Origin of the sequence: Planomonospora sp. ID67723 (assembly GCF_015711605.1) — a bacterium.
GTDB lineage: Bacteria > Actinomycetota > Actinomycetes > Streptosporangiales > Streptosporangiaceae > Planomonospora_A.
The window spans coordinates 456,996-477,372 of the sequence record NZ_JABTEZ010000005.1; the positions used below are offsets into that span (position 1 = coordinate 456,996).

The 20,377-nt window shown below is 70.5% G+C and carries 16 protein-coding genes; 3 read left to right on the forward strand and 13 right to left on the reverse strand.

The features are described 5' to 3' along the window. Positions 1-25 precede the first annotated feature (25 nt). Positions 26-676 carry a pyridoxamine 5'-phosphate oxidase family protein gene (locus HS041_RS32960; protein WP_196444760.1) on the reverse strand — a complete coding sequence of 217 codons (651 nt, stop codon included), beginning with the start codon at positions 674-676 and terminating at the stop codon, positions 26-28. 157 nt (positions 677-833) lie between these two features. Here HS041_RS32960 and pdxR point away from each other — a divergent pair, with 157 nt between their 5' ends. Continuing rightward, positions 834-2,261: a MocR-like pyridoxine biosynthesis transcription factor PdxR gene (pdxR, locus tag HS041_RS32965; protein ID WP_196444761.1), complete on the forward strand. Its 1,428-nt coding sequence runs from the start codon at positions 834-836 to the stop codon at positions 2,259-2,261. Between the two features lie 22 nt (positions 2,262-2,283). Here the strand turns inward: pdxR and HS041_RS32970 are convergent, their stop codons facing one another. Both HS041_RS32970 and HS041_RS32975 read right to left on the reverse strand, forming a co-directional pair. Beyond that, positions 2,284-3,414, reverse strand: coding sequence for a DegT/DnrJ/EryC1/StrS family aminotransferase (locus HS041_RS32970; RefSeq protein WP_196444762.1), 1,131 nt, complete (start codon positions 3,412-3,414; stop codon positions 2,284-2,286). Positions 3,415-3,445: 31 nt separating this feature from the next. After that, the gene (locus HS041_RS32975) at positions 3,446-4,528 is read right to left on the reverse strand and encodes a GNAT family N-acetyltransferase (protein ID WP_230880066.1); all 1,083 of its coding nucleotides are present in this window, start codon (positions 4,526-4,528) and stop codon (positions 3,446-3,448) included. A 236-nt stretch (positions 4,529-4,764) separates the two neighbouring features. On the opposite strand from HS041_RS32975, the gene HS041_RS32980 reads away from it, so the two are divergent. Together HS041_RS32980 and HS041_RS32985 are read left to right on the forward strand one after the other, a co-directional pair. Beyond that, positions 4,765-5,790 (forward strand): phosphotransferase family protein, encoded by a 1,026-nt coding sequence (locus HS041_RS32980; protein ID WP_196444763.1) that lies wholly within the window; start codon positions 4,765-4,767, stop codon positions 5,788-5,790. Positions 5,791-5,949: 159 nt separating this feature from the next. Then, positions 5,950-7,326: a GH39 family glycosyl hydrolase gene (locus HS041_RS32985; RefSeq protein WP_307845557.1), complete on the forward strand. Its 1,377-nt coding sequence runs from the start codon at positions 5,950-5,952 to the stop codon at positions 7,324-7,326. Between the two features lie 34 nt (positions 7,327-7,360). On the opposite strand, the gene HS041_RS32990 is transcribed toward HS041_RS32985, so the two are convergent. From HS041_RS32990 to HS041_RS33035, 10 genes are all read right to left on the reverse strand, one after another. After that, the gene (locus HS041_RS32990; protein ID WP_307845558.1) at positions 7,361-8,560 is read right to left on the reverse strand and encodes a DUF418 domain-containing protein; all 1,200 of its coding nucleotides are present in this window, start codon (positions 8,558-8,560) and stop codon (positions 7,361-7,363) included. A gap of 73 nt (positions 8,561-8,633) precedes the next feature. After that, positions 8,634-10,853 (reverse strand): hypothetical protein, encoded by a 2,220-nt coding sequence (locus tag HS041_RS32995; protein ID WP_196444764.1) that lies wholly within the window; start codon positions 10,851-10,853, stop codon positions 8,634-8,636. Positions 10,854-10,885: 32 nt separating this feature from the next. Continuing rightward, complete coding sequence (locus tag HS041_RS33000; RefSeq protein ID WP_196444765.1) at positions 10,886-12,370, reverse strand: lipopolysaccharide biosynthesis protein; 1,485 nt, start codon at positions 12,368-12,370, stop codon at positions 10,886-10,888. 35 nt (positions 12,371-12,405) lie between these two features. Further along, positions 12,406-13,209 carry a polysaccharide deacetylase family protein gene (locus tag HS041_RS33005; RefSeq protein ID WP_196444766.1) on the reverse strand — a complete coding sequence of 268 codons (804 nt, stop codon included), beginning with the start codon at positions 13,207-13,209 and terminating at the stop codon, positions 12,406-12,408. Then, positions 13,206-14,147, reverse strand: coding sequence for a glycosyltransferase family 2 protein (locus tag HS041_RS33010; RefSeq protein ID WP_196444767.1), 942 nt, complete (start codon positions 14,145-14,147; stop codon positions 13,206-13,208). Before HS041_RS33010 ends, HS041_RS33005 begins: the two co-directional genes overlap by 4 nt. A gap of 2 nt (positions 14,148-14,149) precedes the next feature. After that, positions 14,150-14,977 carry a glycosyltransferase family 2 protein gene (locus tag HS041_RS33015; RefSeq protein WP_196444768.1) on the reverse strand — a complete coding sequence of 276 codons (828 nt, stop codon included), beginning with the start codon at positions 14,975-14,977 and terminating at the stop codon, positions 14,150-14,152. 164 nt (positions 14,978-15,141) lie between these two features. Further along, on the reverse strand, positions 15,142-16,116 hold the full coding sequence (locus tag HS041_RS33020) for a GNAT family N-acetyltransferase (protein ID WP_307845559.1): 975 nt from the start codon (positions 16,114-16,116) through the stop codon (positions 15,142-15,144). 146 nt (positions 16,117-16,262) lie between these two features. Then, positions 16,263-16,574: a hypothetical protein gene (locus HS041_RS33025; protein ID WP_307845560.1), complete on the reverse strand. Its 312-nt coding sequence runs from the start codon at positions 16,572-16,574 to the stop codon at positions 16,263-16,265. A gap of 212 nt (positions 16,575-16,786) precedes the next feature. Then, positions 16,787-18,382, reverse strand: a complete 1,596-nt coding sequence (locus HS041_RS33030) for an RNA polymerase sigma factor (protein WP_196444771.1) — start codon at positions 18,380-18,382, stop codon at positions 16,787-16,789. A 171-nt stretch (positions 18,383-18,553) separates the two neighbouring features. Further along, a complete protein-coding gene (locus HS041_RS33035) occupies positions 18,554-20,236 on the reverse strand; it encodes a substrate-binding and VWA domain-containing protein (protein WP_196444772.1) in 1,683 nt (560 codons plus the stop codon). Positions 20,237-20,377: the final 141 nt, after the last annotated feature.

Here is a 20,377-nt window from a genome sequence, read left to right on the forward strand (position 1 = left end):
CGGCCGTCTGGTTGGCCGGTGGGCCTTACCCGATGGTTATGGTTCGGGACGCGATGTGCCGGGGAACCTCCAGCTCCGCGGTCATCGCGGGATCGGGCTCGGGAACGCCCCAGGTCGTGCGGAGCGGCAGGACCCCCGCCCAGATCGGCAGCGCGTAGTCCTCCTCGTCGTCCACCGGCGGGCCCTGCCGCACCTTCACCGAGGCCTCGGCGAGGGAGAGGGCGAGCACGGCCGTGGCGGCGAGCTCCTTGCGGGTCGGCGGGCGGACGGCGTCCCACTGGCCGGGGGCGAGCTGCTCGGTGATCGCGCGGAGCCCGGCCAGATGCTCCTCGGGGTCCTCGACCAGGCGGGGCAGGCCGTAGATCATGGCGGAACGGTAGTTGACCGAGTGGTGGAAGGCGGAGCGGGCCAGCACGATGCCGTCCAGGTGGGTGACGGTGACGCAGACCTCGCCGGAGCCGCCGGCGCGCAGCGAGGCGGCTCCGGTGGAGCCGTGCAGGTACAGGGTGTCGCCGATGCGGCCGTAGCCGGTGGGGACGACCATCGGGACGCCGCCGGCCACGACGCCCAGATGACAGATCAGCCCGGCGTCCAGCACCGCGTAGAGGTCGTCGCGGTCCGTGCGGGCCCGCTGCTTGCCGCGGCCGAGGGTGGTGCGGGGAGTCGTGGAGAGCATGCCCCTAACCTAGGAAAAAGTGGACATCAGGAACACGTCCACTCCTCGCCGCTTCCAGGAGACCACTTTGCCCCGCCCGCCCACCGACCCCCCTGCCCCTGCAGCCCGTGTTCCTGGGGCCCGCGCCTCTGGGGCCCGCGCTTCTGGGACCCGCGGCGTGCCCCGTTCCGCCCGGCTCGTCGATCTGCCCGTCTCGGTGGACCGCGACCTCCCGGTTCCCCTCTCGGTCCAGCTCGCCGGCCGCCTCCGCCTCGCGATGCGTGACGGCACCCTCAAATCCGGCGAGCGCCTGTCCTCCACCCGCGACCTGTCCCGCCAGCTCGGCGTCAGCCGTACCGTCGTCACCGAGGCCTACCAGCAGCTCTACGCCGAGGGCTGGCTCGAAGGCCGCCACGGTTCCGGCACCTACGTGGCGGACCTGGAGGTCCCCCCGCCGCACGGCCCCGCCGCCTCCGGCCCCGGGCATCTCACCGCTCCCGCCGGCGGCCGGCACCGCGGACACCGGGAGACGGCGCCGCACGGCGGGGAGGTGATCGACCTGCGGCCGGGACGGCCGTGGGTGAAGGACTACGACGAGGCCGCCTGGCGCAGGGCCTGGCGGCGGGCGGCCGAGCTGCCGCCGGGGGACGACCCGGACCCGTACGGGCTGCCCCGGCTGCGGGAGGCGCTGGCGGTGCACCTGCGCAGAACCAGGGGGATCGCGGTCGGCCCGGAGAACATCATGGTCACGCGGGGCACGGGGAACGGGCTCGACCTGGTCGCGGCCACCTTCCTGCGTCCCGGCGACCGGGCGGGCGTCGAGGATCCCGGCTACCGCAAGGCCCGCAACATCTTCGCGGCCCGGGGCGCCGAGGTCGTCCCCTGCCCGGTGGACGACGACGGAGTCGTGGTGGACGACATCCCCGGCGGTCTCCGCGTCCTCTACACCACCCCCGCCCACCAGTACCCTCTCGGCGGGCGCCTGCCCATCCCGCGCCGCGAACGCCTGCTGGCCTGGGCCCGGCGCGGTGGCGCGCTCGTGGTGGAGGACGACTACGACGCCGAGTTCCGCTACGACGTGGCCCCGCTGCCCGCCCTGTACGGTCTCGACCCGGGCCGGGTGATCCTGCTGGGCACCCTCTCCAAGAGCCTCTCGCCGGACATCGGCGTCGGCTGGCTGGTCGCCGTCCCCGAGCTGCTCGACGCGGTCGCCCGGACCCGCGAGGCCCTGGCCGACCGGACCGGGGGCCCGGCCCAGCAGGCGGTGGCCGTCCTCCTCGAAAGGGGGGACCTCGACCGGCACCTGCGCCGCATGCGGCTGGAGTACGCCCGGCGGCGGGCCGCGATCGTGGCGGGGCTCGGCTCCCGGGTCAGGGGCGGCACCGCCGGGCTGCACGTCATGGTCGAGATCCCCGGGCACGCGCTCCCGGCCCTGGTGGAGGCCGCGGGGGAGCGCGGCGTGCTGCTCGACAGCACGCTCCGCCACCACCACGGCCCGTCGCACAGGCATGGCCTCGTGCTCGGGTACGGCTCCGCCTCGCTGTCCCAGGTCAAGCGGGGGGTCGCGGTGCTCGCGGAGCTGATGGGGCCGCCGCCCGCCGGATGACGCACCCCGGCGGGCGGCGGCCCTACGGGGCGACGGGCGGGGCCGGGCCGAGGGTGCGGACGACGGGCAGCGCGCGCAGGGCGTACAGCGGGTCGACCGGGAGCACGTGCCGCCCCCACCAGCGTGCGACCTCGGGCGCCGGTGAGGCCTCGATGAACTCCGGCAGGTAGTCGTCGTAGGGCGGGTCGTAGAGATAACCGGTCGCGACGCCGTGCCGTTCCAGCTCGGCGATCGCCGCGTCCCGGTCGGAGACCAGCAGCGGCACCCGGAAGAGCGGCTGGTCCAGGTGGTCGCGTACGGCCGCCGCCGCCGTCGGGAGCCCGGCCAGCAGACGCACCCCGGCGATCCGCCGCTCCCGCTGCCCGGGCAGGGCGCGCAGCCGCCGGGACTGGTACCACCGCGACAACCGGCCCCGCCGGGTGCGGTAGTCGTGCAGGTCGGCCCGGACCCACGAGTCGAACGCCGCGAGGTCGGGCGCGTGCTTGGCCGCCAGCCGCACGTCGCCGGGGCGCGGGTCGATCCGGTAACCCTCCCGGGGCTCCTCCATCCGCAGGGCCCGCGCCAGCTTCAGCGCGGGTCTGACCAGGCCGAGGCGGAGGGCCGCGTTCCGGGCCGCCGAGGTCAGCACGGAGTAGACCTCGTTCGCGAACACCTCCGGCAGCAGCAGGCGGTCCCGCTCGCGTTCCAGCTCCCGCAGGTCGGACCGGCTCTCGGCCACGATCGCTCCGCCGGACCCGGCCCCCGGGTGCTTGGAGAAGCTGTAGACCCCGGCGACTCCGAACGTGCCGAGCGGCCGGCCGCCGACGGTGGTCTCGATGCCGTGGGCGACGTCCTCGATCAGGACCTTGCCCGCGAACGCCGACACCCGGTCGGGCAGGCCGTACAGGTTGGTGGTCAGGACCGCGTCCACCGTGGCGAGGTCGGCCGCGGCCGGGTCGATGTTGCCGTCGGCCGGCGACACCGGCGCGATCACCGGGTGCAGGCCCGCGGCCAGCACCAGGAAGAGGATCTCGTCGGCGGAGATCGGCGACATCAGCACCCGCTGGCCGGGCGAGCACCAGTGCCGCAGCGCGAGGTACAGGCCCAGCCGGTTGGAGGGCAGGGCGAGGCAGTGGCGGCCGGTCCTGCCGGCCACCAGGTCTTCGGGGCTCATCCGAGCGAGCCTGGGACGTCCACGGGGCCGCCTACGACTGCACGGAGGTGCGGATGCGGCCGAAGGCCTTCAGCGCCCGGTCGGCGGTGCTCCGCAGCGCCGGGTTGGCCAGGACCGTGCCGCGCGCCTTGCGGACCGGCACCCGGAGCATCCAGTGCACTCCGGCGCCGGCGGACGGCCGGGCGATCCTGCCCTCGGCCACCTCGTACTCGCCGTTCTTGAGCTTCTCCTTGTACTCCTTCTCGCCGCGGCCCATGTCGATCACCTGGATCCCGCGCTCGGCGGCCTTCTCGGCCATGGCCAGGTGCTGGATCAGGCCGGGGGAGTACTTGGCGAAAGACGTGTCGTAGGCGGGGAACCAGCCGGCGAGGGTCGTCGCGGTGCGCAGCCCGAAGTGGCCGGCGACCGGGCGGCCGTCGACGTAGAGCATGTCCAGAACCCCGGCGAAGTGCTCGGTGTCGGTGGCGAGCAGGCGCTCGACCAGTTCCACGATCCACGGCCGGGAGAACCGGTCGGTGCGGCCGGTCCGCCGGTACTGCTCGGTTTTCCAGCCGAGCAGCGTGCGCAGCGCGGCCGGGTCGGTGGTGGCGTGGTCGTAGCGGCTCTCACCGACGTCCCGCTGCAGCTTGCGGTGCTTGTAAGCCGTCGTGCGGTAGGTCTTGCCGGAGGTCAGCTTGATCGTCTCGATGTAGGCGGCGTGGCCGCTCCGCATGTCGATGATCGGTGACGGGTGGAGGGTGTGCCGGGCGGCGAGCAGCGGCTGGGCCGGGACCAGGTGGTCGAACTCGAACACGGCCAGGCCGCAGTCCTTGATCAGGCGCTGCGGGTCGAACTCCACATCCTTGGCGTAGACCATCCCCTGCGCGTCGGTCAGCCCGGCGGCCACCGGCTTGCCGATGCCCAGCGGATGGCGTTCGAAGGGGAAGAATCCCACGGTGTCGGGTCCGTCGTGCATGATCGCGACCCGGACGTCGTCACGCAGGGCGCCGACCGTGGTCGTGAACTCAGGAGAGAGGAACGGGCTGTCGAAGGCCGGGGTGGCGGTCTGAAGCTCCCTCCAGTGGTCGATTTCTGCCGGACCTAGATCGCGAGGGTGAACGATAGAGACGCGCATGAGCTCCTACTGGGACTGGGGTGTGCGGTTTCCCCTACGCCCTCCAGCATGGACTTCCGGACGAACGTTTGCAGTGGAAGCGTGTCATGTCGGGCGTAATCTAACAGTAAAAGATCGCGATGCCTGACGGCTCGCCTGGTATGCAGCATTTTGGGCTCAACTTCGGGCGGTCGCGCGGACGGTCCCGGTCGGCCGGACTGGCGCCACCTACCAGAATAGGGTTCTAATTGGGGGTTATGAACGTCCCTGGCATCGACTGGACCCGCCTGACCGGATGGATGTCCGTCAACGTCCCGGAGGCGGGGGAGCCCGTCGCAGCCTCCCTGATCTCGGGCGGCAGGTCCAACCTGACCTACGTTGTCGAGACCCGGGAGCGCCGCCTGGTGCTGCGCCGCCCTCCGCTCGGCCACGTCCTGCCCACCGCCCACGACATGCGGCGCGAGTGGCGGGTGATCTCGGCCCTCGCGCCGACCCGGGTCCCGGTCCCCGGACCGGTCGCCTTCTGCGCCGACGAGGACGTCATCGGGGCGCCGTTCTACCTCATGGCCCACGTGGACGGCGCGGCCGTACGGAGCCGTGAGGACGCGGGGGCGCTCACTCCCGGGCAGACCCGCCGGCTCTCCGAACGGCTGGCCGAGGTGCTCGCAGAGGTCCACGCGGTCGACTACCGGCGGGTGGGACTGGGCGACTTCGGCCGTCCCGACGGGTACATGGCCCGCCAGCTGGAGCGCTGGGGCCAGCAGTGGGAGCGGTCGAAGACGGTGGACCTGCCCGGGCACGACCGGCTGGCGGCCCGGCTGCGCGAACGCCTGCCCGCCCACTCGGCCTCGGCCCTGGTCCACGGCGACTACCGGCTCGACAACACACTCGTACGGCTCTCGCCCGAGCCGGACATCCTCGCCGTCGTCGACTGGGAGATGTCCACCCTCGGCGACCCGCTCGCCGACCTCGGTCTCGCCCTGACCTACTGGCAGGATCCCGGCGACGACGAGCGCGCCTCCATCCCGGTGGCCGCCGGGGTGACCGTCGCCCCCGGGTTCCTCACCGCCCGCGAGTTCGCCGCGCACTACGCCAAGGTCTCCGGCGCCGACCTGTCCGACCTCGACTTCTACGTGGCGTTCGGCAACTACAAGCTCGCCGTCATCGTCGAGGGCATCCACGCCCGCTTCAAGCAGGGCAAGACGGTGGGGGAGGGCTTCGAGCACATCGGCGCGGCCGTCCCCACCCTCATCGAGCGCGCCCACCGGGTCCTGGACGGCTGAACACGGCGAGCCGGTACAAGATTCAAGTGCCCTGCAAGGGGCCCGGATACGGTAGTAATGCAGCTATAACACTTTTCTGTGAGCTGTGCTTGCGCACGGTCACCATGGTGACGGCTGTGGAACGCTGTAAACCGGCAAACGAGGATCGAGGGCGAACCGGTGATACCGAGCAGGGGAAGGCACCAGAGGAGGCGCCCGAGCTGGCCGGTCGCGCTGGGAGCGGGGGTCGTCACGCTGACGCTCATCACCGCGATCATCGTGTTCTCCTCGCGTGAGGACGTGCCGCGCGGGCAGCTCATGACCATCCCCCCCACACAGCCGGCGCCGACGCTGGCCGGGCCCCCGGCGACCGAGGAGTGGCCGCGCTGGGGCGTCACCCACACCGAGTACAGCGCCGACAACGACGGCTCACCCGACACCGCGGCCGCCGCCCACCTGCTCAGCCGGGTTCCGATGGTCCAGAACCAGCACATCATGGGCTGGGGCGCGGGCAACCCCGAGCCGGCCCCGGGCAAGTACGACTTCCGCGACCTCGACCGCCGCATCAAGCTCATGGCCGACTCCCAGGGCGTGCCGGTGATCACGCTCTGCTGCGCGCCCGACTGGATGAAGGGCGGCAGCGAGGGCCGGACCGACTGGAGCCGCTCCTCCCTGGAGACCGCGCCCCAGCGCAAGCACTTCGACGACTTCGCCAAGCTGGTCACGACCGTGGCCAAGCGCTACCCCACGGTCAAGCACTACATGGTCTGGAACGAGTTCAAGGGCTTCTGGAACAACGCCCAGAACCGCTGGGACGCCGAGTCCTACACCGAGATGTACAACAAGGTCTACGACGCGCTGAAGGCCGTGGACAAGGACATCAAGGTCGGCGGGCCGTACGTGCCGATCCTGAGCAACAAGAGCGGTGCCGGCTCGGAGCTGCAGGGGCCGTGGGGCATCGCCGACCAGCGCGACCTGGACGCCGTCAAGTACTGGATCGAGAACAAGAAGGGCGCCGACTTCATCGTGATCGACGCCGCCTCGGTGACCAAGGACGCCGGGATCCACCCCGACGAGTTCACCGCGCTCGGCAAGTTCGGCGCCATCACCACCTGGCTCCGGGAGAAGGGCGGCGACCTGCCCGTCTGGTGGGCCGAGTGGTACGTCGCGCCCGACGACGTCGACTGGACCGAGGAACGCCGCACCGCCGTGCACGTCGCGGCCATGATGGAGTTCGCCACCAGCGGCGCGACCACCGCGCTCTACTGGAATCCCCAGCGCAAGAGCGGCCAGGAGTGCCCCGCCTGCCTGTGGCGCCCGGGCAAAGGTGACGAGCTGCCGATGGCGGGCATCCTGAGCGGCTTCACCAAGTGGTTCCCGGCCGGGGTGCCGCTGGAGCCGGTCACCTCCTCCGACCCCAAGGTGCGGGTCATCGCCCAGCAGCGCATGATCGTGATGGTGAACACCACGAACGCGCGTGTCAGCACCACCGTGGACGGCAGACAGGTCGAGCTGAAGCCGTACGAGATCAGGTGGACCGAGCGCGGCGGTGCGTAGTGCCCGGAGGTCCCTCCGGCTCCGCCGGGCTCCTTCAGGGCCTGCGCAGGACGGTGAACCAGCGCAGCAGCCACTCCACCGGCCCGTAGCGGTGACGGTCCAGCCACGCGCGGCTGTACCCGGCCTGGACGAGGAAGATCGCGACGGCGATCGACACGACGGTGAGCGGGCTGAGCCGGTCCACCAGGCCGAGCCCGTAGCCGGTGAACACCAGCGAGCAGATCAGCGACTGGCCGAGGTAGTTCGTCAGCGCCATCCTCCCCGGCGGCACCAGCGCCCCGGTCAGCCGCGGAAGGCGGGGCAGCAGGCGCAGCAGGGTGGCCGCGTAGGCGGCGGCCAGCAGCGGCGCGGTGAGCAGGTCCACCGCCTGGCCGGCCATGTGATAGGCGCTGCCGCCGTCCGACCACGTCGAGTGGGCGTAGACCAGCGCTCCGGCGAGCCCGGCGGGAAAGCCCACCTGCTGCAGTCTCCGCAGCACGGAGGTGTGCCCGGAGACGTCGGCGAGCGCCCGATGCCTGCCGACGGCCAGGCCGGCCAGGCAGGCGGCGAGCACCGCGGGCCCCTGGAAGAGCACCCGGAACATGATGATCCTTCTCAGTTCGTGCAGGTGCTCACCGATGATCATCGCTGCCGAGCCGTTCAGGGCCTGGTCGGTCCGCGCGGCCTCGGCCGCGCTTCCCTCAACCGCCCCTGAGGGGTCGGTGCCGAGCAGGGCCAGCACGGCCATCAGGGTGAACCCCAGGGCCAGCAGCACGGTGAGCGCGACGGCGGCGGTCATCGCGGCACGCGCGGTGATCCTCCGGGCCGCCAGCAGGACCAGCCCGACGGCGGCGTAGGTGACCAGGATGTCACCGGGGAACAGCAGCACCGCATGGGCGACGCCGAGGAGGAACAGCCCGGCCAGCCGCCGCAGGAACCGGGGGACGAACGCCGCCCCCCGTCTCGCGGCCGAGTCGAGCTGGAGGGTGAAGCTGTAGCCGAACAGGAACGAGAAGAGCAGATAGAACTTGTTCTCGAAGAGCACCGTGACGGTCCAGCGCACATCCCAGTCCAGCGGTGCGGAGAACCCGGGCTCCGCCAGCCCGGCCATCCGGTAGCCGGAGGCCAGATAGGCGATGTTGACCAGCACGATGCCCAGCAGCGCGAACCCCCGCAGCGCGTCGACGGCGGCGATCCGCTGCTCGGCTCCGGTGCTCGCGGCCCCGGCTGGTCCGTGCCGTTCCTCTGCACGCACCGGCACTCCTCCCTTTCACCCGCGGAATCAATGGCTTTAATCCCGCGGGGGCCGGGCTTGTGAGGCTCGTCTCCTATGGTCCTGTACTGAGGCCGATCACGATGAAGCGCTCGGCGACCACGGCCACCGACAGCAGGAAGGCCGGGACGGCGGTCCACACCAGCAGGCGCCTGGCCCTGGAAGCCCGGCCGGGTTCGCGCAGGCGGATGAGCTGGTAGCCGAAGAGCGCCGCCCAGGCCACCACCAGGGCGCCGAGGCCGACCGGGGTCCACGGCGAGCTGCGGTCACCGGGACCGCGCAGGTTCACCGGCTCGGGGATCTCGGCGTTCTTGGGGTGGGACCGCAGCGCGTAGACCGCGGCGTCCTTGTTCCCGTAGACCTGCTTGAGTGCCGGTGCGGAGTCCAGGACCGTCCGGAAACGCTCCTGCCAGTCGACCGGATAGCCGTGGTTGAGCTGCAGGTAGGCGGCCTGCCCCTGGCTGACCACGAGATAGGTGTTGGGCGGCGAGAGCCTGAGCTTGTCGATCACGGAGGAGATCACCGTGGGATTTTTGTCCACGAGCACCTGCTCGTAGCGGATCTTGTCGAAGTCCTCCTCACCCCAGGGGATGGTGGGCGTGACCTCAGGACCGATCAGCGGGACCATGTAGAGCACGCGGGCGCTGGGCTCGTCGTGCTCGTAGACGTAGTGCATCGCTGCGACCTCGCCGCTGGAGACCCGCTCGAACTGCTCGTTGCCGTAGCGGGCGACCAGGAACGCCATGGAGAGCGCCAGCGCGCACGCGGCGGCCAGCAGCAGGGAGATGCGGCGGGTCAGCCGCGGGTTGAAGCGGATGTTGCGCCTGCGGATCGGCACCGTCTCGTCGGGGTTGTCGGCCGTGCCCGCGGGGAGGTTCGGGAAGAACGCGTAGGCGGCCAGGATGCAGGCGCCGGGCAGCGCGAACATGTAGATCCGCAGGCCGATCTCGCCGCCGTAGCTCTGCAGTCCCAGGGCGAGCACCGGGACGCACAACAGCAGCAGGGCGGCCCGGTCGCCGACGCCACGGCGCAGCCGGCGCAGCAGGCCGGCGGCGGCCAGCAGCAGGATGACGGCGCAGATGCCGAGCCGGGCCATCAGCACGAGCGCGTGCTCGGGGTCGCTGCCCTCGATCCGGTCGCCGGTGTTCCTCTGCAGATTCTCCAGGATCCGGCCCAGCCCGCCGAAGAGCTGTTCGAGGTGGCCGCTCCAGAAGGTGGTCGTCTGGTAGCTGATCCAGGCCAGCACGATCAGGCCGAAGAAGAACGGCGTGGCCCAGCTGAGCGAGGAGCGCCGCAGCAGGATCAGGCCGGCCAGCACGCCGAGCATCATGAAGGGGGTGATCTGGTGCGCGGCCGTGGCGGCCACGAACAGGCCGATCAGCAGGACGAGCATGATCGACCGGTCGTAGGCGCCGGTGCTGTGGCTGAGCTCGCCCGGAGTCAGCCCGTCCAGCCGGGTCAGCAGCCGTCGGAGCCGGCCGCCGATCTTCGGCGGCGTCTCGCGCGGCTCGACCCTGCCGAACCAGCGCAGCAGGATCGCCACGAAGGCCAGGTAGATCGCGTAGGTGAAGCCCTGGGCGGAGAAGTAGTCCTGGCCGATCCACTGCACGAGGACGAAGAGCAGGGCGGCGAACCAGCGCGCCCGGGTGGTGGCGACCACCTGGCGCAGGATCAGCACGAACGGCAGCAGGTAGAGCAGGTTGGACAGCAGCGGAGTCCACTGCATGATCGTCGTGAGGTCGGTGATCCCCGCGGCCCTGGTGATGAACGCGACCAGCGCGAAGAATCCCGGCCAGGCGAAGCGGGCGTCCAGGATCGGGGAGGACTCCCCGGTGCGGGCGATGAACTCCACGAAGCCCGCGTGGACGTAGGCGGTGTGGAACCGGGGCTCGTCGTGGATCAGCGCGGAGGCGCCGTGCAGGGCGAAGGTGATCGCCGAGATCTGGAAGAGCAGCAGGAACTTGCGGTCGGTGTTCTGCGCGATGGTGACGAAGAACGCCGTGATCATCAGCAGGATGGCGGCGAACGCGGCACCGGGCAGGGCCGAGATCAGCCCGAGCCCGTCGATGTCCTCCACCTCGACGCCGCGCAGCGGCCCGGGTGACACGCGCAGGGCCAGCACGTACATGACCAGGCCCTCGACGGTGAGCAGCGGAGGCAGCCACCTGGCGGCCGTCCGGAGCAGCGCGCCCCCCCGCGAGGCCTCCGCCGCAGGCACAGGCTCGGTGGAGTCGGATTTCTCGACCTCGGCAGTCTCCGCCGCCCCCGTTGTCACGTCATTACCTGCCGATTGACTCACGTCTAACATCATGAGGGCTGTGAAGGCCTCGATGCGACGACCGATTGCGAAGTTTTGCCATATTTGAGCATTTTGCGAAGCCCATTGAAGATCAGTGCGGCGACCGCGAGCTCACTCAGCAGCAGGGCGTAGCCCACCGCGTTCACTCCCAGATGGGGGAAGAGCAGCAACGTGCTGACCAGCACGAGAGCTGCCAGCCCCATCTGGACGAGCGCCAGCCTGCGTGCCTGGCCACGGGACCGCAGGCCGCTGAGGTAGATCTCGATGAGGACCCGGGGCAGCACCGCGAGAGCCATCAACTGAAGCAGCAACGTACCCCGGTCGGCGAAGCCTGACCCGAAGACACGCAGGATGAGCGGGCCGGTGAGGATCGTCACGGCCACGATGGGAACGATGATCATGAATGCCCGGCGGAGGGCCCGGCGCGCGTTGGCGGCCAGGGCGTCCCGGTCGAAGGCGCCCTCGACGGTGAGAGAGGTCGCCATGTTCATCGCCAGCAGCTCGATCAGGCAGCCCAGCGTGTGGGCCATCGAGAAGTAGCCGAACGTCACCTCGTCCACCTGGGCGGCGATCAGCACCGGGATCAGGTAGACGATCGCCAGGATCGAGAGCGTGCCCGGGTAGTCGCCGGCCAGGAAGCGGCCGATCTCCGGGAGCCGGGGCGGCGGCACCGTGGAGGCGGTCTCCCTGACGTGCCGGGGGACGACCTTCCCGAAGATGAAGATGTTGATCGGGATCAGCGCCATCGCGGCCGGGATGATCCAGGAGACGAAGATGCCGTCGTCGGGCAGCGCGTATGCCAGCCCGACCAGCATGGCCATCTTGACCAGTCCGTAGCCCAGGCTGTTGACCGGCACCCAGGTGGCCTTGCGGAGCCCGGCCAGCGTCACGTCCTGGAGGGTGAAGACCGACCAGACCAGCACCGCGGACAGGAAGAACAACCCCGGCCCGAACCCGCCCAGGACGGCGTAGGTCGGCCCCCACCACGGCAGCGTGACCAGGAACCCGAGCGCCGCCGTCACGCCGGTGGCCCCGGCGATCGCGTAGGCCCGGACGATGAGCTCCGGGGTACGGCTCCCCGCGACCGGGATGAACCTGGCCAGTGCCCCGACGAAGCCGAGCGCGGTCAGCGAGGCGAACAGCCGCATCGCGGTGATCACGGCCTGCCCCCGGCCGAAGTCGGCCGGGTCGTACATCTGCGCGGCGAGCCACCAGTAGCCCATGCCGAGCACGGCGGTGATGGCGGTGTTGGCCATGAGCGCGTAGCCGTTGCGGAACAGCGGGTTGCGCAGGTCGCGCAGGAGCTTGCCCCGCAGTCCCGTCGCCGCCCCCTCCCGGGCCGGTCCGGGAAGGACCTCCTCGGCGGGGCCGGGGTCCCCGGCATCCCCGCGAAGGACGCCGGGCCCGGTGTTTCCGGTGCTCCCGCCGAAGATCTCGGGGCCCGCGTCCGCGAACGCGCCGTCCCGGATCGTCCGTTCGTCGAGCTCGCTCATGTCCCTGTCTCCCCCCACGCCCGCAGACGTGTCACTCACGCCAGCCCACGGACCCTGCGCAAGCCGTATCGCGCACGCCTGACGACGGCGTAACCCTTCGTCAGCACGCGCTCCTTGATGTAGATCAGCGGGACCCGGTCGCCCTCGACCGCGCGGCGGAACATCGGCATCGTCGTGCTGTCGGTGACGGTCAGCCGCGGCATCGCGAGCACGTCGTGCCGGTCGGCGGCGATGGCGTTGTTCACCGCGCAGGCGGCCCAGTAGCCCGCCCGCCGCACCTCGCGGCGGACGCGCGCGCTGGAGTAGCCGTACGGGTAGGCCATGGTGGTGACCGGAGCACCGATCTTGTCTTCCAGCAGGGCCTTGTTGCGGCGCAGCTCCTGGCGGAGCTGGTCGTCGGGAAGCTGGTCGAGCTGCGGATGGCTGTGGCTGTGCCCGGCGATCTCGATGCCGCAGGAGGCGGCCTCGCGGGCCTGGTTCCAGGACAGCGTCTTGTCGAGCGGTCGGCCCGCCGCGTCCTTGCCCGCGTCGCTGACCCACCCGCTGGTCAGGAAGACCGTGGCCGGGAAGGAGTGCCGTTCGAGCACGGGCAGGGCCTCGGAGTGGAAGTCCTCGTAGCCGTCGTCGAAGGTCACCACGATCGGGCGCTCCGGAAGGGAGCGCCCGTTGTTGCGGTGGAGCGAGGCGACGAGGTCGGACACGGTCAGCGGCGTGAAGCCGCTCTCCTTGAGATAGGAGAGCTGATCGGCGAAGGCAGAGGGCCGTACGGCCAGCGGTTTCGTCTCTGCGGTGGGCCGGTCGGAGACCGAGTGGTACATCAGGATCGGCACGCGGATCATGACTGCCCCAGTTTCAGGCGGAGAGAGCCGACAACATAACCCCAGGTCGTCCAGGCGAGGCCGACCACGATCGCGGCGGCCCGGCCGAGGCCGGACACGTCACCGCGGAGCGCCTCCCCGACCCCCCGCAGCGCGCCGAGCGGCAGCGCCTTCAGTGCGTGCGCCCGCTCGCTCGCCAGGCCGTCGCCGGCGCCGACGCTCTGGGTGACCAGTGCCTTGGACAGGCCCTCGGCGTAGCACCGGGACCGGAAGTAGGAGAACCGGGCGCGCGCGGCCGAGACCTTGTGGCCGATCACCGCCTCCGGTTCGAACATCATCACCGCTCCCGGCATGCGCTGGGAGAGCCGGATGCAGAACTCGGTCTCCTCGCAGCCCAGGGGGCGCGGCTTGCGGCCCTGGACGCTCCGGCCGATACCGGTGTGGAAACCTCCGGTATCGGCCACGACCTCCCTGCGGAAGGCCGCGTTGCCGCCCATGACGTTGCGGATCGGCGCCCGGACCGTGGGCATTCCCTCATAGGTGCAGCCCACGGTCCAGTCGAACTCCCGCGGGAACCAGCGGGGGCGACGGCCCGTCGCCCACAGCGGTCTGGTCAGCCCGCCCACCCCCACGACGGCCGGGTCCTGGAAGCCCTCCTCCAAAGCCTCCAGCCAGCCGGGCTCCGCAACCGCGTCGTCATCGAGGTACGCCACGATGTCACCCGAGGCGGTCGCCGCACCGGTGTTCTTGCCGCCGGACAGCCCTTTCTCGTGCGTGTTCTCCACCACGATCGCGTTGGGGTACTCCCGCTTGAGCATCAGGTGCAGGTCGGGGTTGTAGTCGACGACCAGGATGAGCTCGTGCGGCTTGCGCCGCTGGCGCTCGACCGAGGCGACGGCCTCCCGGATGTCCTCCCAGCGCTCCTCGGTGTAGACGCAGATGACGACGCTGGTCTTCATGGCTAGGCGGCACCCTGGTCGGCTGCGGGCGTGGCGGTCTGCGGCTCGGGCAGCAGGGTGGTGGGCTTGGCACGCCATTCGCGGATGATGGTCTTCAGCACGCGGATGCCGTCGCGGACCGCGTGGAGGTTGCTCTCCCCGTGGATCCGGCAGCGCTCGTGGCTGGGCACCTCCTGGATCTTCAGGCCGGCCTTGGCGGCCCTGATGTTCATCAAGGTCTCGACCTCGAAGCCCGTGCAGTCGATGTTCAGGGCGTCGAGATGGCGGGCCCAGAAAGCGTTGTAGCCATAGCAGAGATCGCTGTACTGGGTGCCGTAGATCATGTTCACCAGGCCGGTCAGCACCTTGTTGCCGAACGTACGGGTGAAGGTCAGGTCGTCGCTGCCGCCGCCGGCCGCGTAGCGCGAGCCCTTGACGAAGTCGGCGCCGGTGACCAGCGCGCCCACGAACTGGATGATCTCCCGGCCGTCGGTGGACCCGTCGGCGTCGATCATCACGATGATGTCGCTGGTGCAGGCGGCGAACCCGGCGGCCAGCGCGTCACCCTTGCCCTTGCCGGTCTGGGTGACCACGCGGACGTTGGGCCGCAGCCGCTTGGCGACCGCGACCGTGTCGTCCACCGAGTTGCCGTCCACCAGGACGATCTCGTCGATCCACTGCGGCAGGGTGGCGAACACGTGCGGCAGGTTCTCCGCCTCGTTCATCGCCGGGACCACAACGCTGACGGTGGGTGAGATGGCCACGTGCGGGGTGAGCGGGGTGAAGCGCTCGATGGGGGGCATCGACCTGAGCGGAGGCTTGGCGGGCTGCTTGGTGATGTCGGGACTCATGGTGACGGATGTCCTTCCGTTCGGTCGGTCGTCGGAGACGACTGCCAGACGGACCCGGAGCCAGACGCGATCGGGACGATCGAGGGCAATGGCCAATGCGGTGAGGGATGCATGAAAGGGTCCTGGCGGCGGATGAGGTGTGATGCGGGACTACTTCGGGGGGCCTAACCGGCTCCCCATGGTTCCTTGACGACGGTGCTCGATTGGTTCTGCACGGAGGTGCGCATCCGGCCGAAACCTTTCAGCACACGATCGGCTAGTCGATACAGTTCAGGGCGGTCGGTCACGATCGTGCGTGCTTTGTTGACGGGTGTCCGACCCATCCAGTGAACGGCGGCCGCCGGCGACGGGCGAGAGACGCGCCCCTCGGCGACGAAAAGATCGCCGCTCTTTAGCCAGCCCTTGTATTCGCGTCCGCCCTTGCCCATGTCGACCTGACGCAGGCCGGCGCCGGCCGCGTGCTCCGCCATGAGGAGGTGGTGCACGATGCCGGGTGAGTAGCGGGCGAACTCGATGTCATATGCGGGAAACCAGCCGACCAGAGTGTCGGCCGTGCGAAGTCCGAAATGCCCCGCGACCGGCGTGTCACCGGCGTAGACCATGGTCAGCACGCCGGCGAAGCCGGCAGACCTCTCGGCGTGCATCTCGTCGAGCAACTGGACGATCCACGGCTGGGCGAAGCGGTCCACCCGGCCGGTGCGGCGGTACTGGTCGGACTTCCAGCGCATGAGCTGGCGCAGGGCCCCGGTGTCGGAGGAGTCCCACTCGAAGCGGAGTCCGCCCTGCTCCCGGCCGAACTTACGCTCCTTGTATCTGACCGTCTTGTAGTTTTTGGGGGAGTTGGTGCGGACCTGCTCGACATAGGCCTCGAAACCGGCGCTGAGGTCCATGACGGGCGCGGGCCGCACATCGGTCTGGTGGGCGGCGAAGGTCGGCTGGCCCGCCACCATGTGGTCGAAGTCGAAGACCGAGAGCCTGCACGCGCGGAGCAGCGCCCGGGCGTCCAGCTTCAGGTCGGGGACCGAGATCAGCCCGTGGCAGGTGGTGAGGAATCCGCCCAGCGGCTTGCCGATCCCGAAGCTGTGCCGCTCGTAGGGAAAGAACCCTATGATCTTGTCGGCATCCTCGATGACGGCCACCCGGACGTAGTCCCGCAGCCGCCCCATGGCGAGGGCGAACTCCACGGACAAGAAGGGGTTGTCAAGGGCGGGATCCGCCCCCTGCAACTCCCGCCAACGAGAGATCTCGGTCTCGCCGAGGTCCCCCGGGCGAACAACACTGATGTTCACCGTGACCTGGCCCCCTGTTCGGTCTGCAAGCTTCCGCTCCCCCGGTACAAAACACGCAGCACGTAGATGAAGCCGCCCAGCACTGCGACCGTCGCCACCCCGGCCCGCGGCGACCATGCGTCAAAAGAGAGCATGGCAGTGGCAAGGAGGACGTTTACAACGAGACTTGCCGCCGCCCCGACCGATAGTGCCGCAAGCGGGTCACGATCACGCAACAGTCCCATGACTGCGGCGCCGGGAACCACCAAAAGGAACATAGGGGTCAGAATCAGGCGTAACGGGGTCTCGATCTCCGCAAGTGCCAGCACGGCTCCGGAAAGGCATGCCAGAGCGAGTATCCACCTCAACGCTCTGCGGTTGGTTGACATCTCTGGCTCCCGGGATGGACGAAAGGACGGCTGATCGCCACCTCATGTGACCAACCGTCCCGACGGACGTCAATGCCGACGTCTGGCATCTGTCCATGGTTTACCCGATTGCAAAGAGAAGTGAGCACACCTTCCAAGGTGTGGTCAAAAGGTCAAGATATCTCCGGAGCTGGGCTGGAGGTCGCGGAGGGGCTCTCCGAGGGCGGCTCGGAAGGATCAGGCGCGGGCTCCGAGGCCGTTGGCGCAGGGACTTCCCACGAGATCGCGCAGGTTGGGCCCCCTCCGTTGGACCGGAACGAGACCCGGCCCGCGCCACTCTCGGCGAGTCCGGGAAAAGTGACCCAAATCACTCCATTCGCTCCTGCCCTCAGCCGCCCTCGGGCGGGCTGGACGGTCAATCCGCCCGACGTGGTCGCCGACCATTCGATGACGGCGTTGCGCGCCGTGAGCCGGATCTGCCCGGCGCCCTGGCTGATGTCGGAGGGGCACGAGACGGCCAGCCGGGCGGGGGAGGGGCGCGAGGCGGGCGGACGGGTGGTGCGGGGGCGCGGCGAGGAGGAGCGCCGGCTGCCGGGGGCGGGTGCCGCGACCGGTGTTCCCGGGCGTGTCTCCTGCGCGGTGGGCTCCGGCGGAGGGCTCGTGTCCGGTGGCGCCGTCTCCTCCGCGGGTGCGGCATCCGACGGAGCCGGCTCGGAGGGCGGCTCGAACGTGATCGTCGCGGGGTCCGAGCCGGGCGCGGCCTCGGCCACCCCCGCGGGACCCCGGCTGAGGTCCAGCCCGGTGACCGCGATCATGCCTCCGGTGGCCGCCAGCACGCACACGGCCGCGACGATCACCGGAATGCTCCGCTTCGGTCTCCGCCGTCGCGCCGGGCGCCGGGCTCCGGAGGCTCCCGCGGGACGCCGCCCGGCCGCGGCGGGGAAGCCGGTGCGGTCGAAGGGACCACCCGCCTCGACGATGGAGGCGCGGACCTCGTCCAGCTCGGGGTTGACGCAGGTCTCGACGACCCGCCGCCGCAGGGAGAGCGGCGGGAAGACCGCCGGCACCATGTCGAGCAGCCGCACGGCCGAGACGTGCCGGTCCCGGCGCTCGGTGCAGACCTCGCACCGGGCGATGTGGCCGGAGAGCCGCCTGCGCAGCATCGGGGTGAGCGGCCCCTCCCACGAGTCGACCATCGCCGACAGGTCGGGGCAGTGCGCCCGGCCGACCCGGGCGAGCACGACCGCGGCGGCGGCGTTCTCCAGGTGGTCGCGGGCACGGCCGAGCCGGGCGGCGACCTGCCGCGAGGTGAGCCCGAGCACGGCTCCGGCCTCGCCGGTGCCCAGGTCGTGCCGGAGCGAGAGTTCCAGCACCTCCCGCTCCTCGCTGCCCAGCTCGCCCAGAACCTCGTGGACCAGCGCGGCGAGCTCACGCTCCCGGGGGTCGTCGTGTCCGTCCACGACGGGCATCGGCGCCGTGCTGTGCCCGCCCCGGGACCGGGCCGCACACCGGGAGCGGACCAGCGCGTACAGCCAGGAACGCAGGCGCCCGGCCTCGTGGAGCAGGTCGGCGCGCCCGTGGGCGGTGACCAGGGCGTCGTGTACGGCCTCCGCCGCGCCGTCGCGGTCGGCCAGCAGGGAGCAGGCGTAGTCGTTGAGGCGTTCGGCGTAGGCGTCGAAGAGGCTCGCGGGCGCCTGGGTGTCGGCACGCCGGAGCGCCTCCACGAGTCGTTGTTCGTCGGCTCGGCCGACGGTCGGCCATCCGGGCACGGATTTTTCCTCCCGCGGTACGGGTTCGTTCACGGGCCACGCCCGAGACCCCACACGCGTAGGACGTCACCCGTTCGTGGGGGGTTGTCCTGGTATGCCGACCTGGCATGAGCTGGGGAAACTGAAACGGCTGGTGCCTCTGGGGCACCAGCCGTACAGCGGGAAGGAAGATCAGCAGTTGGGCGAGCAGAGGCGGCGCGCCATGCCGTCCAGGAAGAACTTGCGGATCTGCAGGACCTCCCTGGCGATGTAGGCGTCGCCGTTCGTCGCCTTGGCCAGGGCGTCCATCTGGCGCTTGCCCTTGGTCGCGTCGGGGCTGTAGGCGATGAGGATGATGCTGACCGGCTTCTCCGGGTCGAACTCCTTCTTCAGGAACTTCACGATCTCCTGGTCGCTCATCCCCGGGGGATCGTCGTTGCCGGCGCCGTCCGTCAGGATGAGGATCGTATTGATCTTGTCGCTCTTGTAGCTGTCCTTCATCATCTTGTAGGCGGCGGCGAGGGTGTCGTTGAGACCGGTGTCACCGGTCGCCTTGGCCTGGACCGTCGCCAGCTTCTGGTTGATCAGGTCTCTGCGGAGCGCGCCGTCCACGGTCTCGGTCAGCGGGCCGACGGAGACCGTCTCGCGGTAGTCCACGTCCTGGCCGTCGAGGTGGGTGGAGAACTCCCACAGCCCCATCTCGCTGTTGGCGGGGAAGAGCTTCATGCCCTCGGTGGCGATCCTGCTGATCGCCTGCATCCGGGTCAGGCCGGTGCCCGGAATCGGTTGGGCCATGGTGCCGGAGATGTCCAGCAGGGTGAGCAGCCGGGTGCCCAGGTTCATCCGCGACCACGACTGCGACATCCGCGCGACGGTCTTGGCGTCGGGCATCTCCAGCGCCTGCGGGGCCTTGGCCTGGAAGCCGCCCGACTCGGAGATGGCCGTGCCGCCCTTGCCGTCCGGGGTGCGGAAACCGTGGTCCTGGAGGGTCTTCCTGGCTGCGGCGGTGCCGAGCTCCTTGGCGAACTCCTCGGCCACCTCGCGCACCCCGTCGTCGGTGGTGGTGACCACGATCGGGTAGTCCAGGTTGAAGGTGCCCTCGGCCGGATAGAGGGGCACCGCCGGAACCTCGGGCTTCTTGGCGTTGTTGAAGGCCCAGACGCCCTGCTCCGAGGAGATGCCCAGCGGGACGCGGCGGCCCTTCACGCCCAGGCTGGCCAGGAGGGCCTGCTGGTCCTTGACGGTCGAGCCGGAGAGCGTCTTCATCGCGCCGACCAGCTGCTCCTGGCCGACACCCGCGGCCGTGGCGACCCCGGAGGCGGCCAGCAGCGCGCCGAGACCGGCGGCGTTGAGCGAGGGGTCCAGGGCGAGCACGCGCACCTTGCGGCCGGGACCGTCCACGTTGGCCGCGTTGGTGGCGTTGATCATGCCGCTCCAGCTCGCCTCGCCGAAGCTCTTCTTCAGGTTCGAGACCATCGAGCCGGAGGCCGCCATCACGACGGGCGACTGGGCGACGGACCCGGACGGCTTGGGCGCGGACGGGTTCTTCGCGCGGACGCCGCTCACCCACAGGGACGAGTCCGGGATCCACAGGTCCATCGCGCTGGCCTTGCCGCCCCCGCTCAGCCCCGCGGCCACCGTCGCCGAGGCCGCCTTGCTCACCTTGACGTTCGCGCACGCGCCGCCGATCTCGTGGCCGGCCTTGTTGAAGCGGTCCGCGATCTGCGCAAGGGCGGGCTGGATGTCGGGTGAGGCGTTGACGCGGAGCGTCACCTCGTCCCCTGAGCAGCCGCCCCGGTCCCGGTCGATGATCACGAAGGCGGCGACCCCGAGCAGGACGGCGAAGGCGACCGACCCCGCCAGCGGGACCAGCACCTTGCCGCCCCCGCCCCGACGGCGACGGGCCGGCTCGCGAGACGAGGAATAGCCGTCGTCGAGTTCATCTGTCCGGTGCCGTCCGCCCACGATGCCCTCTTCGGTCTCGGTGTCATGAAGCTAGCGGGTCACCCTATCGGG

Excerpts from the sequence above, each read along its gene's own strand:
- HS041_RS33010 (WP_196444767.1), bottom strand. The coding sequence starts at position 14,147 with ATGAAGACCAGCGTCGTCATCTGCGTCTACACCGAGGAGCGCTGGGAG.
- HS041_RS32980 (WP_196444763.1), top strand. The coding sequence starts at position 4,765 with ATGAACGTCCCTGGCATCGACTGGACCCGCCTGACCGGATGGATGTCC.
- HS041_RS33015 (WP_196444768.1), bottom strand. The coding sequence starts at position 14,977 with ATGAGTCCCGACATCACCAAGCAGCCCGCCAAGCCTCCGCTCAGGTCG.
- HS041_RS32970 (WP_196444762.1), bottom strand. The coding sequence starts at position 3,414 with ATGAGCCCCGAAGACCTGGTGGCCGGCAGGACCGGCCGCCACTGCCTC.
- HS041_RS33005 (WP_196444766.1), bottom strand. The coding sequence starts at position 13,209 with ATGATCCGCGTGCCGATCCTGATGTACCACTCGGTCTCCGACCGGCCC.
- HS041_RS33000 (WP_196444765.1), bottom strand. The coding sequence starts at position 12,370 with ATGAGCGAGCTCGACGAACGGACGATCCGGGACGGCGCGTTCGCGGAC.
- HS041_RS32975 (WP_230880066.1), bottom strand. The coding sequence starts at position 4,528 with ATGCGCGTCTCTATCGTTCACCCTCGCGATCTAGGTCCGGCAGAAATC.
- HS041_RS32960 (WP_196444760.1), bottom strand. The coding sequence starts at position 676 with ATGCTCTCCACGACTCCCCGCACCACCCTCGGCCGCGGCAAGCAGCGG.